Source organism: Achromobacter sp. (genome assembly GCF_050285565.1).
Classification (GTDB): Bacteria; Pseudomonadota; Gammaproteobacteria; order Burkholderiales; family Burkholderiaceae_B; genus Achromobacter.
The window spans coordinates 39,023-54,380 of the sequence record NZ_JBLZXG010000010.1; the positions used below are offsets into that span (position 1 = coordinate 39,023).

General features: G+C 65.9%; 13 protein-coding genes. 7 read left to right on the top strand and 6 right to left on the bottom strand.

What is annotated here, in order from left to right; genetic code table 11:
• Window positions 1-36: 36 nt before the first annotated feature.
• Window positions 37-525 (top strand): GlcG/HbpS family heme-binding protein, encoded by a 489-nt coding sequence (locus ACN6O8_RS20630; protein ID WP_427992853.1) that lies wholly within the window; start codon window positions 37-39, stop codon window positions 523-525.
• A 121-nt stretch (window positions 526-646) separates the two neighbouring features.
• Here ACN6O8_RS20630 and ACN6O8_RS20635 read toward each other — a convergent pair whose 3' ends face one another.
• Window positions 647-1,990, bottom strand: coding sequence for a hypothetical protein (locus tag ACN6O8_RS20635; protein WP_427992854.1), 1,344 nt, complete (start codon window positions 1,988-1,990; stop codon window positions 647-649).
• A 150-nt stretch (window positions 1,991-2,140) separates the two neighbouring features.
• Window positions 2,141-3,325 carry a hypothetical protein gene (locus ACN6O8_RS20640; protein WP_427992855.1) on the bottom strand — a complete coding sequence of 395 codons (1,185 nt, stop codon included), beginning with the start codon at window positions 3,323-3,325 and terminating at the stop codon, window positions 2,141-2,143.
• A gap of 355 nt (window positions 3,326-3,680) precedes the next feature.
• Between ACN6O8_RS20640 and ACN6O8_RS20645 the strand changes: the two genes are divergently transcribed.
• The 6 genes from ACN6O8_RS20645 to ACN6O8_RS20670 all read left to right on the top strand — a co-directional run bounded on the left by ACN6O8_RS20645 (window position 3,681) and on the right by ACN6O8_RS20670 (window position 10,804).
• Window positions 3,681-4,937, top strand: coding sequence for a hypothetical protein (locus tag ACN6O8_RS20645; RefSeq protein ID WP_427992856.1), 1,257 nt, complete (start codon window positions 3,681-3,683; stop codon window positions 4,935-4,937).
• 79 nt (window positions 4,938-5,016) lie between these two features.
• Entirely contained in the window at window positions 5,017-5,532 is a 516-nt protein-coding gene (locus ACN6O8_RS20650; RefSeq protein WP_427992857.1) for a sigma-70 family RNA polymerase sigma factor, read from the top strand.
• Window positions 5,502-6,491, top strand: coding sequence for a FecR domain-containing protein (locus ACN6O8_RS20655; protein WP_427992858.1), 990 nt, complete (start codon window positions 5,502-5,504; stop codon window positions 6,489-6,491). The genes ACN6O8_RS20650 and ACN6O8_RS20655 overlap by 31 nt, the downstream gene beginning before the upstream one ends.
• A gap of 130 nt (window positions 6,492-6,621) precedes the next feature.
• The gene (locus ACN6O8_RS20660) at window positions 6,622-9,027 is read left to right on the top strand and encodes a TonB-dependent siderophore receptor (protein ID WP_427992859.1); all 2,406 of its coding nucleotides are present in this window, start codon (window positions 6,622-6,624) and stop codon (window positions 9,025-9,027) included.
• A 2-nt stretch (window positions 9,028-9,029) separates the two neighbouring features.
• Window positions 9,030-10,148 (top strand): YncE family protein, encoded by a 1,119-nt coding sequence (locus ACN6O8_RS20665; protein WP_427992860.1) that lies wholly within the window; start codon window positions 9,030-9,032, stop codon window positions 10,146-10,148.
• Window positions 10,145-10,804, top strand: coding sequence for a PepSY-associated TM helix domain-containing protein (locus tag ACN6O8_RS20670; protein ID WP_427992861.1), 660 nt, complete (start codon window positions 10,145-10,147; stop codon window positions 10,802-10,804). Before ACN6O8_RS20665 ends, ACN6O8_RS20670 begins: the two co-directional genes overlap by 4 nt.
• 33 nt (window positions 10,805-10,837) lie before the next feature.
• On the opposite strand, the gene ACN6O8_RS20675 is transcribed toward ACN6O8_RS20670, so the two are convergent.
• The 4 genes from ACN6O8_RS20675 to ACN6O8_RS20690 form a co-directional block, all read right to left on the bottom strand.
• Entirely contained in the window at window positions 10,838-11,362 is a 525-nt protein-coding gene (locus tag ACN6O8_RS20675) for a hypothetical protein (RefSeq protein ID WP_427992862.1), read from the bottom strand.
• A gap of 151 nt (window positions 11,363-11,513) precedes the next feature.
• Window positions 11,514-12,716: a hypothetical protein gene (locus tag ACN6O8_RS20680; RefSeq protein ID WP_427992863.1), complete on the bottom strand. Its 1,203-nt coding sequence runs from the start codon at window positions 12,714-12,716 to the stop codon at window positions 11,514-11,516.
• Window positions 12,717-12,985: 269 nt separating this feature from the next.
• Window positions 12,986-14,281, bottom strand: a complete 1,296-nt coding sequence (locus ACN6O8_RS20685) for a YeeE/YedE family protein (protein ID WP_427992864.1) — start codon at window positions 14,279-14,281, stop codon at window positions 12,986-12,988.
• Window positions 14,282-15,208: a sulfurtransferase gene (locus ACN6O8_RS20690; protein ID WP_427992865.1), complete on the bottom strand. Its 927-nt coding sequence runs from the start codon at window positions 15,206-15,208 to the stop codon at window positions 14,282-14,284.
• Window positions 15,209-15,358 lie beyond the last annotated feature (150 nt).

Below are 15,358 nucleotides of genomic sequence, written 5' to 3' on the forward strand. Positions count from 1 at the left end.
CTGCTCCCGATCACCCTTCCGAAAAAGGACGCAGACATGATTCGCCACCCGCTCGCCGCCCTGGTTGCCACCCTCGCCGTCAGCGGCGCCGCCCACGCCGCCGTGCTCACCGAAAGCAATATCTCGACCGCCGACGCCCAGAAGCTGGCCAGCGCCGCCGTCGCCGCCTGCCAGGCCAAGGGCTACAACGTCAGCGCCTCGGTGGTCGACCGCGCCGGCCTGCTCAAGGCCTTCGTGCGCGCCGACAACGCCGGCCCGCACACCATCGAAGCCAGCCGCGCCAAGGCTTTCACCTCGGCCTCCGCCAAGGCGCCGACCCTCGCCATCATGGAGAACGCGCAGAAGAATCCCGGCGCCGCCAACCTGACCGACATCCCCGGCTACCTGCTGCTGGGCGGCGGCGTGCCGATCAAGGCCGGCAACAACGTCATCGGCGCCATCGGCGTGGCCGGCGCGCCGGGCGGCAACCTGGACGCGCAATGCGCGGATGCGGTGCTGGAAGAGAACGCGGCGTTGTTCAAGTAAGCGGCGAGCGGAGCTGGCCTCCGACTGCCGCCGCCCTGCGGCCAATCATGGGCCAGCGCCGCATTCTGACTCAAGGGTGCCTTGCCTGCGCCAGCCAACCTGGCGGGCGTGCAAATCCGAATCACCACCCCACATCCTCGACGCTATTGCCCACCACGGCGCAACTCGTGTCCGCCACCTCCCAATTTCCTTCGAACAGCAACGCATCGTCCGTATCGGGTAACAGCGCACTGGATTGATTGTCTCCCTGCGCCAGCGTCGCCGTCGCGCCGGAATCGGCTGTAACGAGCTGATTGAGGCTCTGTCCTATCCGGAGGTCAACGGCCCGGTTGATCGCCATGGAATAGGCGTCGCGCAGCAGTCCATCGCAGAAACTCTGCGTGAAAAAGTCGGGGCGGTCGCACTGGAACATATCCCAGGTCGCGTTGATCCAGTCATTGACGGGGGTGCCGTGGACGACAATGGACGGCGATGGAGCCCCCTTCAATCCCGTCCCATCGTCGGGAAAGGGAGGATCCACCAACACGGCGTAAAACGGACCGCCGTCGGTTCTGTCGGGCGGCGCCGAATCCTCCTCAGGGGCAGCGATTGGCCCGGGTAACGACGGTAAGGGGACCGACGGCAAGGGATACGAGATGATCGGCCCGATGCCGCTGACCGAGGGTATCGGCATGCTCGCCGTATCCGGATCGCTTGCTGGAGGCGCCGATGGCGCCGCAGGTGGTGGAACAGGGATCGCGTCTGGGAAGACCTGGAAATCGTCGAGATACAGCCCAGGCCAGGCCATGGTCGAAGGCTCCGCCAGCACGACGGGGTCCTGCAGACCGGATTGCGCAGTGACAAAACCACCGTCATAGACCGTGATCGTTCGGGACGATCCTTCGACGATTTCGCCAGCGACAACGGCGGCGATACCGTGAGCTTCCCGATACGGATCCGTGTAATACGAAATTATCGCCCTGCCCCCCGCCGTATCGGTCGCCGTCAGCGTGAACCGTGTGAACGGGATGTCCCAGAACTCCTGATCACCGAATCCGCCGTGGAGGTATCCTTCATTGATCGCCCCCCACATCATGGCGCCGAACTGATCCATATAGGACAGCCCATCAATTTTGTCGAAGAGGCCATGGAGCGATAGCATCAGATCCTTCATGGCCGTCATGACCGCCTCGTAACCAAGCGCGGGGACATCGACGTTGAAAATCTTCTCGGCGAAAGCGAGGGCCATCAGTTTGCTGTAGGTTTTCTCGTCTTTGGTGAGCAGAGTTTCGTCGAGTGCGGCAACTTTTCTTAGCAGATCCATATCCGCTTCAAATTTCTGCATTGCTTCACTGCCAGGGTGACTTTCCGCCTCAAAGTAGGCCAAGTCATGCTCCTTGCAGATCAGATCCAACGGGCTCTCGACCTTGGATCCGCCTTCGGAACCGATACGTTGAAAAACGCGTTCTCGAGCAAGTTCAGTCATGCTCTTCGTCGTCCCCCGCTCCCCGGCAGACCAATCCGGCCCGCACCACCTGCCATATACCGGTAGCCAACTGGAAGGGATCGAGCTCGGATCTTGAATTCTGATGCTGCCGTCCTCGGATGCCATTTCGGTTTCCTCTGTGTTAAAGCACTAAGGCCTGACGCGGGCCTCTTCGTGCGAGACTGCGACCGGGATTTCTTCTGCTTTCCATGGAGGGGGAAGCGGAACCGCGGACCATATGTCGGCAGCGATATCGAGCATGGCCAGTCCGCCCGTACCGCCGCCAAAACGTACCGGGTGATCTCGATATATCGACGCGATATACCTTCCGTTCGAATCGCAAACGAGTTCCCTCGGCTCGAACCATGGCTCCGACGACAATGGCACCTCCTGCCAGGCTTGGCGCCACCCGTCCGCGGAAATTCGGATGACGGTGAGTCCATAGCGCGGCGTCTGCCCCCAGAGGCAGAGATTTCCCGCTCGATCCATAGATGGCATCTGGGCATGCTCTATTCCGTCGAACACAACGGGGATCGGTACCACCTCATTCCCCCGACGCATCCGATAGATTGCGCTGCCCGCGTATATCTCGTGATAGCGTGAAAACAGGCCAGACGGACCAAAGGATTCGAGCAGGATTTCATCACCCGAGATGTATTGCGCCTGGCCACCTTCCACAAATTTGAAGATGCCTGCGAACGGCTGTTCACGCATGCCGCGCCGGTCGTACTCCCAGATATCGAACTCCAGGAGCCGCACTCGCCGGCCGGGAGGAACCAGGCGCTCACTGCGCCAGAATGCGATCCGCGACTCGTCGGGAGACATGAACGGCGACAACTTATTGCCCGGTGCAACCGGCACAACCTCGAAGGCGCTGCCGTCTGCGTGCATCAGCACGATTTGCAGGTCATGAAGCGAACGGCGCAGGTCCTCTTCGGTATCTCCATAGACAGGCATGCGCGACATCACGATGAAGTTGCCTTTGGGCGAGTAATGTGCATAGGTATAGGAATAGGCGGCCGGCAGCGCGTAGCGATACAGCCGACCGGAATCGAGTTGGTAACGCATGACCTCGCAACGGTTATCGCCATCCTGGGCGCACTCGACAAACAGCCAGTCCACGCCATTCGGATGCACGCTCAGCGAGCGGATGGCCCTGCCGCCGTTTGGCGGGGAGAACGGCGTTCTCGTGGTGGGCGTCTCCACCACGGTGACTACCGCCTTCTTCTCGTTCGCGACCTGAGAGGCCGAAGTCCAGAGCGACCACCACAGCGGCAGCACGCAGATCAACGTCACGGCCGCCACGAAAATCCACGCGCGATTTCGCTTCATCATCGTCTCCGCACACGTTCAGAAGCCCGCCAAGGCGGCGGCACAATGCTCGACAACGTATATCGATGCCCGCTACAACTCCAGACTCGAACGGCCACAATAGGAACAATTCCTATTTTTTAGATTAAGAATCCTCGCCGTGGTGCCACTCTGGCGGAGCCGCGTCTCGTCTCAAAGCAGCGTTCCCGTGCGTGCATTAGCGGCTCGCATGAGTACCGGCGCCCGTCGACGACCACGGTGGCTTGATGGGGCTTGGTCCGCTTTAGCCGAATCGGGGCTTTCGTCACCTTGACCATCGATATACGTTGTTGAGCATCGTCCCGCTACTCCGGCGGGCGTCTGAAGGCAAGCGGACGCAATGATGAAAAATCGAGGATGGGCTTTCGCCGCGGCATTGACGGTGGCTTGCGTCTTGCCATTGTGGTGGTCTTTCCTCACCTCACCGCCTCCGACTACCGAAGTGAAAGCGAGGGTCGCGGCCGAGGTGGCGACGCCCACCACGCAGACGCGCTTCTCGCCGCCCAATGGCGGCCGTGAGATCCGTTCGCTGAGTATTCATCCGAATGGCAACGACTGGTTGTTCGTCGAGTGCGTTGAGCGGATTCATCAGCGTTGTGACGTGATGCGTTACCAGTTGACGACAGGCCGCTTGTATCGTTATGGATTACCTGAAGGCTTTCGCTACACGTACGCGCACTATTCGCCTCAAGGACGCTACATCGTAATGTCTCGTCGGACGATTCCCGGTGACTCCGAAGACGAGGAGCGCCGTTCGCTGGATGAATCTGAAATAGCGCTGATGCCCAGCGAAGGCGGTGTGCTGGCGATCATTCCGGCGGCGCGAGGAAACAAATTATCCCCTTTCATGTCTCTGGACGAGACGAAGATCGCATTCTGGCGCAGTGCGCGCTTGGTGCCACCCGGTCGGCGCGTACGGCTTCTAGAGTTCGATCTTTGGGAATTTGACCTTTCAAGCGGCACGGAACGGCCTTTCTCGGGTTTGTTCGAGTTTGTCGAAGGGGGGCAGGCGCAGTACGTTTCGGACGACGAAATTCTCCTCCAATCCTACGGCCCGTTCGGGCTCTTCGCCGATTACCACGATCGCTATGGGGGTAGCGAGATTTATCGAATGAGACGTGGAGACGGCAAGGTGCCAGTCCCATGTGCCTTTGATGGAATCTCGCATGCTGAACTCCCGTCCCAGGACCGGGCTGGCCATCTTTGCCTCCAGGGGCAAACGCGTCGCCATGGATTGAGTGTGATCCGCCTGTCCTCGCAAGGCGTGCGGCAAGGGTGGCAGTTAATGCCTGCGGATTCGGGGTCGATATTTGAGCCTCGCGAATTGCTATGTGCGCCCGGTGGCGGCTATATCGCGTCGATCTACATGGATCAGCCCTCCACTCGGGGCAACAGGCTTGGGGGAATGGCGCTACTGGATATCGCTACGACAACCTGGTCCGCCATCCGCCTGCCCGCGTGGGCGGATGCGCAGATCGTCCCTGTGGCAGTCTCATCCGAACTGGGCAATAGGGAAGTGAAACCGCAGTTCTTGACGGTCGGCGTGGACGATGACGCCCGCCATTTGCGGAACGATCCCTCACGGCGCAACGACTGAGCACATTCCCCCCTGCAACTCCAGGCCTGAATATATATAATAGGAACCATTCCCATTATTTTTCCGATCTGGAGCATCCGTGCCGCCCGGCGACCTCCCGGCTCCCCACGCCGTCGACACGCTCTATCGTTCGCACCACGCCTGGCTGACGGCATGGCTGCGCCGCCGCCTGCGCAACGACCACGACGCCGCCGACCTGGCCCAGGACACCTTCCTGCGCCTGATCACCGCCCGTGACACGCCTGGCCTGCGCGAACCGCGCGCCTTCCTGACCCGCATCGCCCACGGCCTGATGGTCAACCTGTGGCGCCGCCGCGACCTCGAACACGCCTACCTGCAGGCGCTGGCGCTGCGCCCCGAGGCCAGCGCGCCCTCGCCCGAGCGGCGCGCGCTGGTGCTGGAAGCGCTGGTCGAGATCGACGCCATGCTGCAACGCTTGCCGGCGCGCGCCCGCGATGCCTTCCTGCTGGCCCAGTTGGGCGGCTATACCTATGCCGAGATCGGCCGTCGCCTGGACGTGTCCGAGCGCATGGTGAAGAAATACATGGCGCAGGCGATGCTGCAATGCCTGCTGATCGCGGACGGCGTCTGGTGAGGCCGGCCGCGCTGTCCGCCCTGCCCGACCGCCGCGTGCTCGAAGCCGCGGCCGACTGGTTCGCGCGCCTGGGCGACGAACGCGCCGGCGCCGACGACACCCGCCAATGGCAGGCTTGGCTCGATGCCCGGCCGGAACACCGCCGCGCCTGGGACGCCGTGGCCGCGATCAGCGCGCGCTTCGAATCCGTGGCCGGCCAGCCGGCGCTGCAGGCCCTGACCGGTGCCGGACGCGGCCGCCGCCGCGCGCTGCGCACGCTGATGCTGCTGGCCGGCGTCGGCGGCCTGGGCGCCGCCGCCTGGAATCAGCCGGCCACCCGCCGCCAGTTGGCTGACCTGCGCACCGATGTCGGCCAGACCCGCCAGGCCACGCTGGAGGACGGCTCGCGGCTGTGGCTGAACACCGCCAGCGCGGTCAATCTGCGTTTTGACGCGCAGGCGCGCCGCGTGGTGCTGGTGGACGGCGAAACCCTGATCGACACCCATCCCGATCCGCGCGCGCCGGCGCGGCCGTTCCTGTTGGACGTGGGCTATGCGCAACTGCGGGCGCTGGGCACCCGCTTTGCCGTGCGGCGCGACGGCGGCCGCGCCTGGCTCGATGTCTACGCCGGCGCGGTCGAGATCCGGCCCGACGATGCCCCCGTCCGCGTCGCGCAGGCCGGCACGCGCACCGGCTTCAGCGGCCGCGCCATCGACGCGGCCGAAACGCTCGACCCTGCGCGCGACGCCTGGATCCGTGGCGAGCTGGTGGCCGACGGCATGCCGCTGGCCCGCTTCGCCGCCGAGCTGGCGCGCTACCGCCGCGGCGTCGTCACCTGTACGCCGGAGATCGCGCAACTGCCGCTGGTGGGCGTGTTCCCGCTGGCCGACACTGACCGCATCCTGCGCGCGCTGGAGACCACCCTGCCCGTGCGCGCCCGGCGCGTGCTGCCCGGGTGGATCCGGCTGGAAGCCGCCTGACCGGACATAGCCCCGGCGCGGCGCGACAGGCCTTTTTGTAACAGTGGTGGATTCTCAGTTCCCCTTTTTTCTTTTCGCTTGGCAAGCCGAATGTACGACGCGTTTCGCGCGTCCGCCGCCAAGGAATCCCATGCACGTCCCTCCCTTCCGCTCCCCGCTCCTGGCCCGCGCCCTCGCCGCCGCGCTGGCCGCCCCGCTCGCCATGCTGGTCGCCACGCCGGTTCAGGCCCAGGCGCCGGCCGGCTTTCAGGTTTCGCCCGGTTCCTTGTCGCAGGCCTTGAGCCAATTCGCCAGCCAGGCCGGCGTGGCGCTGTCGCTGGATGGGCGCCTGGTCGCCGGCAAGCAGAGCGCCGGGCTGTCCGGCACCTACAGCGTGGATCAGGGCTTCGGCCGGCTGCTGGACGGCACCGGCCTGCGCGCCGAACGGCGCTCGGACAACGTCTACACGGTGCGGCCGGTGGCCAGTGGCGACAATGCCGCCCAACTGGAGCCGGTGACCGTGGTGGGCGCGACGACCGCCGAAGGCGCCTACCAGCCGGAACCGGTGGCCGCGGTGACGCGCTCGCCGCTGGCGGTGCTGGATCAGCCCCAGGCCGTCAACGTGGTGCCGGCGCAGGTGCTGCGCGACCAGCGCCCGCGCAACCTGGACGACGCGCTGGCCAACGTCAGCGGCATCACCCAGGGCAACACGCTCGCGGGCACGCAGGACACGCTGATGAAACGCGGCTTCGGCGCCAACCGCGACGGTTCGATCATGCACAACGGCATGCCGCTGGTGCAGGGCCGCGGGCTGAACGCCGCCGCCGACAGCGTCGAGGTTCTCAAGGGCCCGGCGTCGCTGCTGTACGGCATCATGGATCCGGGCGGCGTCATCAATATCGTCAGCAAGCGGCCGCAACTCACGCCCTATCACGCCATCACGCTGACCGGCTCCACCTACGCGCACGGCCGCGATGGCGCTGGCGCCACGCTCGACAGCACCGGGCCGATCGGCGACTCGCGCCTGGCCTACCGCCTGGTGGTCGACACCATGAACGAGGACTACTGGCGCGACTTCGGCCGCCGCCGCGACACGCTGGTGGCGCCATCGCTGGCCTGGTACGGCGAAGACACGCAGATCGTGGCGTCGTACGAGCATCGCGACTACCGCTACCCGTTCGACCGCGGTACCGCGCTCGATCCCACCACCGGCAAACCGCTGGACATCCCCTCGCGCCGCCGCCTGGACGAGCCCTACAACAACATGTGGGGCAGCACCGAGCTGGCCCAGGTCACCGTCGACCAGCGCGTCACCGACAACTGGAAGGCGCACCTGGGCTACAGCTGGAACCAGGAACGTTACGATGCCAACCAGGTGCGCACCACCGCCATCGATCCGGTCGCCGGCACGCTCAGGCGCAGCAATGACGGCACCCGCGGCGCGCTGTCCACCGACCACTACGTGATCGGCTACGTCGACGGCCGTGTCGATCTTGGCGGCCTGCGCAACGACCTGCAGATCGGCGCCGACTACGAGCGCCGCAAGATCTTCCGTTCCGACCTGATCCGGCAGAACCTGTCCAAGCCCTTCAGCTACGTCAACCCGGTCTACGACCAGCAGGACCCCGGCAACACCGTGGTCGCCAGCGACAGCGACCAGACCGACAAGCTGCGCGCCACCTCGTTCTTCCTGCAGGACTCGCTGCACCTGGGAGAGCGCTGGATCCTGGTGGGCGGCCTGCGCTACCAGCACTATGAACAATTGGCCGGCCGCGGCCGCCCGTTCAAGACCAACACCGACATCGAGGGCGGCAAGTGGCTGCCGCGCGCCGGCCTGGTCTACAAGTGGACGCCCGAAGTCTCACTGTACGGCAGCTACACCGAATCGCTCAAGCCCACCTCCACCATCGCGCCGCTGACCAGCGGCACAGTGATCGATTCGGGCGTGGCGCCGGAACAGGCCAAGTCGTGGGAACTGGGCCTGAAGTGGGACGTGCCCGGGCAGACCACCGGCACGTTGGCGCTGTTCGACATCCGCAAGCGCAACGTGCTGGTGTCGCAGTACAACGACGCCACCAAGCTCACCGACTGGCGCACCAGCGGCGCGGCGCGCTCGCGCGGCGTGGAACTGGATGTGAGCGGCTCGCTGTCGGCGCGCTGGGACTTCATGGCCAGCTACGCTTATCTGGATGCCCGCACCACCGATGATCCGCAGTACCAGGGCAACCGTCTGTGGAACGTGGCGCGCCACACCGGCTCGGTGGCGCTGGTCTACAACGCCGGCCAGGTGGGCGCGGGCCGCCTGCGCCTGGGCGCCGCGGCGCGCTACGTCGGCACCCGTCCCGGCGATTCGGCCAATTCCTTCGAGCTGCCGGCCTACACCGTGGTCAACGCCTTCGCCACCTACGACACCCGCATCGCCGGCCGCAACGTGCAGTTCCAGCTCAACGTCAACAACCTGTTCGACCGCACCTACTACACGTCCAGCGCCAACCAATATTTCATTTCCATGGGCGACGCGCGCCAGTTCGTGCTGTCGACCCGGGTGGAGTTCTGAACATGAAGCAATCCGCTTGCGTGCGGGTGGCGTCGCTGGCGCGCCGGCGCGCCGCGACGCTGCCGGCTCTCCTGGCCGCCGTCCTGGTCGCCATGGCCGCGGCCAGCGCCGCCCGCGCCGCGCCGGGCGATCCCATCATTGCCGAGCGCAGCGCCACCACGCTGCCGGGCAGCGGGCACAGTTGGGGCTTCGCCACGCTGGCGCAAGACGGCGCCCAACTGCTGCTGGCACGCCGCGAGAACGGCCTGACCGTCTACGACACCGCCCGGCGCCAGGCGCCGACTCCGATCCCCGGCACCGAAGGCGCCAACGCCGCCGTCGCCGTACCCGCCGCCGACCGGCTCTACGTGGCCGGCATGGACGGCAGCGTGCTGGTGCTGCGGGCCTCCGATCGCCGCGTGCTGCGGCACGTGCCGGTCGAGATCGGCAACCTCAACAATCTCCTGCATGACCCTGACAGCGGCCAGGTGCTGGTGACCAGTGGCCGCCGCGACCACATCTCGCGCATCTATCGGCTCGATCCGGCCTGCGACTGTGTGCGCGCCAGCCTCGACCTGCCGGCCGCCAAGCTCGATGCGCCGGTCCTGCTGGGCGCGGGCCGGGTGGCGCTGCCGCTGCGCGACGAAGGCCGCATCGCCGTCATCGACCTGCGCCGCATGACGCTGATACGTTCATGGCAGCCGGCCCAGTGCCCGCGCCCCAGCGCCCTGGCGGCGGACCCGGCCGGCACGCGCCTGTTCGTCGCCTGCCGCGGCGCCGACCCGCGCGTGCTGAGCCTGGACGCGGACAGCGGCGCGCTGCTGGCCAGCGCCCAGGCCGGCCGCGACATCAACGCCCTGGCCTACGACGCCGCGCGCGGCTGGCTGCTGGCCCCGAGCGGCGCCGACGCCCGGCTGTGGATCCACGACGCCAGCCCGGCCGGGCAACTGGAGCGCCTCGCCTCGGTCGGCACCCGTCCCTGGGCCCACAACATGGCCTATGACGCCGCCCACGGCATCGCCTACCTGTTCAGCATGGACGACACCGAGGTCTATCCGGCGTACGGCGGCGAGGCCCAACGCCATTTCGTCGCCGACAGCTTCACCATCACCGCGCTGCGCCTGCGCGACGCCCAACCATGACCGCCGCCTCCCCCTCCGCCCGCCCGCGTCCGCCCGCGCGCCGCGGCCAGTACCTGAAGGCGCTGCGCAAGGCCCACGGCTGGCTCGGCCTGTGGGGCGCGCTGCTGGGCTTGCTGTTCGGCGCCAGCGGCATCCTGCAAAACCATCGCGCCGTGCTCAAGATCGACATGCCCGGCCCGGTGGTCGAGACCCTGCAATTGCAGGCCCCCGCCAGCCTGCCGCGCACCGACGCGGCGGTCGGCCAGTGGCTGCAGCAGGCCCTGAACCTGGACAAGCCAGTCGAAGGCATCCGCAAGGAAGCCGCGCAGGATGTGCGCTGGGGCGATGTCAGCGCGCGCCAGCCCGAGCGCTGGCAGGCGCTGTTCCGCGCGCCGGGCTATCAGGTGCAGGTGGAATTCTGGCCGCAAAGCGGCGCCGCCAGCGCGCGCCGCAGCAGCGCCAGCTGGTGGGGCGTGGTCCAGAATTTCCATCGTGCCAACGGCACCGGCGTGGCCTGGGTGCTGCTGTCGGACACCATCGGCGGCGCGCTGATCGCGCTGTGCCTGACCGGCGTGCTGCTCTGGACCGAGCTGGAAAAGCGCAAGCTGATCGGGCTGGCCATTGCGTTCGCGTCGGTGATCGCGTGCCTGGCGGCCGTGGCGCAATCGTGGGCCTGATCGGCCCTCAGACGGGCTGCGGTGCGGATAAGTTCAATATATGTCTTGTCCAACTGGTACGTCGGAGGGGTGGGGCGATGAAAACAATCCCAAGAACGGCGCATAGACGAGATCGTCCGCCTGCCTGTCCGTCACCCAGTACATTTGATAGGCGAAGCCTCCAACTTTGCCATCTAGGGCCACGCCTGTCATCTTGGTACCGAACTGATCGGTGTAGGTCAGACCATTGATTTTCTGAAAGAGCCTTTCAAAGGACTTGGAGAGTTCGAGAATGCGGTTCCCCATCCACTCGCTCGAAGCGCTGGGCAGATCAACGCATAGGATTTTCTCGAAGAATGCAAACGACATCAGGCGGCCATATAGGCGCTCGGTCTCCGGAAGCTGGTCGAAATCAAGCTGTTCGAGCCTGGCCATCAAGACAAGATCCGCTTCCAGCTTCCGCATGGCTTCATCCGGTTGCCCCCGCGCATCGAAATAGGCAATGTCATGGTCCTTGCAGAACGAATCGACGGGGCTGATCTCTGGTGTCACCCCGTCGATACCGATGCGCGTCAACACCTCGCTCTCGACCAACTGCGCCCTGGTTTTCTCCCCGCCTCTCTCCCCGCGGACCAATTTGGCCCGCACCAAAGCCCGTACACGGGGATGTAGCTTGTTGGACTCCAGAAATCCAGATCCACCAATCCTATTGCGTCATGCTCCATTGCCATCAGTCGCTCCTCGAATTTATCGAACAGCCCTGCGCGCCGTTATGCATGCCGCACGCACTTGTGCTCACCGGAATGGTTTCCGCATCCCGCCACAACGGCAGTGCAATCGCGGTCCAGGTATCCGTCGCGATATCCAGCATGGCCAACCCGCCCGGACGGTTCGTGACATCCATCGGCTGGTCCCAATAGATCGTCGCGAGATACGTGCCAGCCGGATCGCAGATCAGCTCCTGCGGAACGAATCGCACGCCCGGCTGCCATGCCCTGCGCTGCCCTCCAGGTTCAATACGGATCACGCTCAGGCCGTACCGCGGTGTCTGCCCCCAGAGATACAGGTTCCCTGCGCGATCCATCGTCGGCATCTCGGCGTACTTGATGCCACTGAAGACATGCGGTTCGGGTAGCCGCGTATCTCCACGCCGCATGCGATGAATGCGACTTCCACCATACAGGGGCTCGTAGCTCCAGAGATGTCCCGCTGGCCCGAACGTTCGAAACAGGATCTCGTCACCCGAGAGATACTGCGCCTGGCCGCCGGAAACGAATTTGAAGATGCCCGCGAAAGGCCGCTCTGTCGCGTGAGCCCGATCGAACTCCCAGATATCGAAATCGAGCAGGCCCAGGCGTTGGCCGGGCGGCAGGATGCGTCCCGTCCTCCAGAATGCAATCCGGCTCTCGTCCCGCGACATGAAAGGCGATAGCTTGTTGCCCCGCGCCAATGGAAGGACCTCCAGGCCCCCGCCATCGCTGCGCATCAGCAGGATCTGCATGGCATCGAGCGAACGGCGCTGTTCATCGTCGGAGTGCCCGGAGATCCGCCGCCGCGACATCACGATGTAGTTGCCCTGCGGTGAATAGTGGGCGTAGGGATAGGTGTACCCTGTGGGCAGACCGTAGCGATACAGCTTTCCCGTCTTCCATTGATAGCGCATGACGTCGCACCGGTTGTCGCCGGTCCGGGCGCACTCCACGAACAGCCAATCGTTGCCCTCGGGATGCACGCTAAGCGAACGGATCTCCCGGCCGCCATTGGGCGGGGAGAATGGCGTCCGCATCGTTGGCGTCTCCTGTACCCACTCGTCCGGCTTGACGGGTGGCTTGGCGAACCCGTGCGGGAACGGCAGCAACCATGACAACGGCACCAGCAGGAGCATCCCCAGTACCGACGCGATCACGAGCAGGCGTGATTGATGTCGCTTCATCGCCGTCGCCTCATCTCAGCGCCGAGTCTGACCCGCAGATGCACTAACTGGATTTCAGCGACAACGCCGAATACCCCGCCCCGTATTTCTGATACCGCACCACCGCCGCCTCAACGCCGCCATCCGGAAACCGAACGTCCCTGCCGCCGCACGAGGCGCGCGGCCCGCCTTGAGTGGCCCACGCACGGAGCCGTTATTGCCGATCTGCGATAACGTATCGGCGAAAACGGTCGAGCGGAAGCGGTTGTCGGTGGAAAGCGGACGGATGCTCAGCGCGTCGGCCGCAGCTTCAACGCCACCCAAATCCCCGCCACGCACGCCACGCCGAAGATCCACCCCGACGCCGCGCCCGCCATCACGCCCGACAGTAACGTCCCCACGGTGCAGCCCAGCGCTGTCATGCCACCCCACCCCATCAGCACGCCGCCCGTGAAGTTGCGAACGATCTCGCGCCCGGTCGGCAGGCGCGGCCGGAAGGCGTTCGCGGCCAGCGCGGCGGCCCAGGCGCCGGCGAGCAGCGCCAGCACGAACGCGCCATTGTTCGACAGCAGCACGCTCTTGACGGCGGTGGCGCAGCCGGCGAAGGAGTCCAACCCTCCGAGACGCGACGGCAGCATGCCCGCGGCAGCGGCCGCCGTGCGCGCCACGCTGCCCAGTTCGGCGGTCACGCCTAGCGGCGCGATGCGCAAATAGGCGATGACGCCGATGAAGGCCACCAACAGACCGCCCACGGCTGGCGGCCAGCGGTCTCGCAGCACCGCGTGCCATAGCTGTGGGTCCGCGGCAACGGGCGGGGAAACTTCCTCCTCAAGCGTTTCCATGCGAGCACTGTCCGGGTTTTGGCCCGTGGCGCCCGGCGCGCCAGCGGGGAAGCGCGAGGCGGAATCGCGCCCGCGGCGACCGAGCCGGCTCAGGCCCAACGCCAGCATGCCCAACGCCGCGCCTTGCAGCAACACCGTGCCGCTGTACCCCAGCCAATGCGGCAGCCACACCACCGGCGCCGTCTGGATCATCGCCAGGTACAGCGCGTTCCACGATGCGAAGCCCAGCACGAAGCCTGCACCCGCGCCCAGCAATGCGAACGGCGAGGCCAGCGCGCCTTCGCCCAGCCGGTAGAAATGCGCGCTGATGCAGGAACCCGAGATCCGCATGCCCACGCCGAACACGAACGCCCCGGCCACCAGCGCCAGGCTGACCGGCCCGATGTGCGCGCCCGGCGGCAGCCGTTCGGACCCGGGCACCGGCAGGAAGGCGCCGAACACCGCGTGATAGCCCAACATGCCGACCGCCAGCGCCACCAGCACCGCGTAGGCGCCCCGCGGATCGCGGCGCTCGATGGCGTCACGCGCGATGCAATAGAAGCAGAAGCGCGAACGCTGCAGCACGATGCCGAACGCCGCGCCCAGCAACAACGACAAGGACAGGTCGCGGCCGCCATCCGGCAGGGGAGCCAGCCGCCAGGCGGCCACGCCGACCAGGGCCAGCAGCGTGGCGGCCAGCGCGTAGCGCAGCGCCGCGCCGGTCTGCGCGTACTCCGGCGACGCGCGGGTTACCGGGGCGCTCACTCAGGTCTTGCCCCACACGGTGCCCGACGGATTGCTGATCGGCGAACCGACGCTGTTGCCATACTCGGTCCACGAACCGTCGTAGTTGCGCACGTCGTAGCCCAGCAGCTTGCGCAGCGCGAACCACGAATGGCTGGAACGCTCGCCGATGCGGCAATAGGTGATGATGGGCTTGCTGCCGTCCACGCCCGCCGCCTGATAGATGGCGCGCAGTTCGTCGGCCGACTTGAAGGTGCCGTCTTCCGCCACCAGCTTGCTCCAGGTGACGTTGACCGCGCCCGGCACGTGGCCGGCGCGAACGGCCAGTTCCGGCACGCCATTGGGCGCGAAGATCTTGCCGTTGTATTCATCGGCCGAGCGGATGTCGACCAGCACGCCCGCCTTGTCCTTGCGCGCCACCGCCAATACGTCCTGCAAGTGGGCGCGCAACGCGGTGTTGGCGTCCTTCGGGCGGGCGTTGCCCGCGGCCGGGATTTTCACGCTGTTGGACAGCGGCCGGCCTTCGGCTTCCCATTTCTTGCGGCCGCCGTCCAGGATCTTGACGTTCTCGATGCCATAAATGTCGAAGATCCAGGCGCCCCACGCGGCGAACCAGTTGTTGTTGTCGCCATACAGCACGGTGGTGCTGTCGTTGTTGATCCCGGTGCGTTGCAACAGGGCCTGGAACTGCGCGGGCGGCGCGATGTCGCGGTTGACGGTGTCGACCAGGTCGGTGTGCCAGTTGACGTTGCTGGCGCCCGGGATGTGGCCGCGCTCGAACAGGCCGGGGTTGACGCTCACCTCGATGACGCGCACCTTGGGGTCGTTCAGGTTCTTCTCCAGCCACTCGGTGGTGACCAGGTACTTGGCATGTTGCGCCGTGGCGGGAAAGGCCATCAGCGCGGCCAGCGCGGCGAAGGCGCCCGCCAGCAATTTGGAAAGGGACATCACGTTCTCCGGTAGCAGGCACGATCGGGCCTGGGAAACCGGAGCATATTTGTTCAGCTTACAGTCAGGAACAATTAAGTGGTCATAACCTGATTACCGCAACGCGCAGATCCCGCCGCGAAGCGGAAATGGCGCGGCCGCGCAGGCAGG

Excerpts from the sequence above, each read along its gene's own strand:
- ACN6O8_RS20660 (WP_427992859.1), top strand. The coding sequence starts at position 6,622 with ATGCACGTCCCTCCCTTCCGCTCCCCGCTCCTGGCCCGCGCCCTCGCC.
- ACN6O8_RS20690 (WP_427992865.1), bottom strand. The coding sequence starts at position 15,208 with ATGTCCCTTTCCAAATTGCTGGCGGGCGCCTTCGCCGCGCTGGCCGCG.
- ACN6O8_RS20680 (WP_427992863.1), bottom strand. The coding sequence starts at position 12,716 with ATGAAGCGACATCAATCACGCCTGCTCGTGATCGCGTCGGTACTGGGG.
- ACN6O8_RS20630 (WP_427992853.1), top strand. The coding sequence starts at position 37 with ATGATTCGCCACCCGCTCGCCGCCCTGGTTGCCACCCTCGCCGTCAGC.
- ACN6O8_RS20645 (WP_427992856.1), top strand. The coding sequence starts at position 3,681 with ATGATGAAAAATCGAGGATGGGCTTTCGCCGCGGCATTGACGGTGGCT.
- ACN6O8_RS20670 (WP_427992861.1), top strand. The coding sequence starts at position 10,145 with ATGACCGCCGCCTCCCCCTCCGCCCGCCCGCGTCCGCCCGCGCGCCGC.
- ACN6O8_RS20665 (WP_427992860.1), top strand. The coding sequence starts at position 9,030 with ATGAAGCAATCCGCTTGCGTGCGGGTGGCGTCGCTGGCGCGCCGGCGC.
- ACN6O8_RS20640 (WP_427992855.1), bottom strand. The coding sequence starts at position 3,325 with ATGATGAAGCGAAATCGCGCGTGGATTTTCGTGGCGGCCGTGACGTTG.
- ACN6O8_RS20655 (WP_427992858.1), top strand. The coding sequence starts at position 5,502 with ATGCCTGCTGATCGCGGACGGCGTCTGGTGAGGCCGGCCGCGCTGTCC.
- ACN6O8_RS20635 (WP_427992854.1), bottom strand. The coding sequence starts at position 1,990 with ATGACTGAACTTGCTCGAGAACGCGTTTTTCAACGTATCGGTTCCGAA.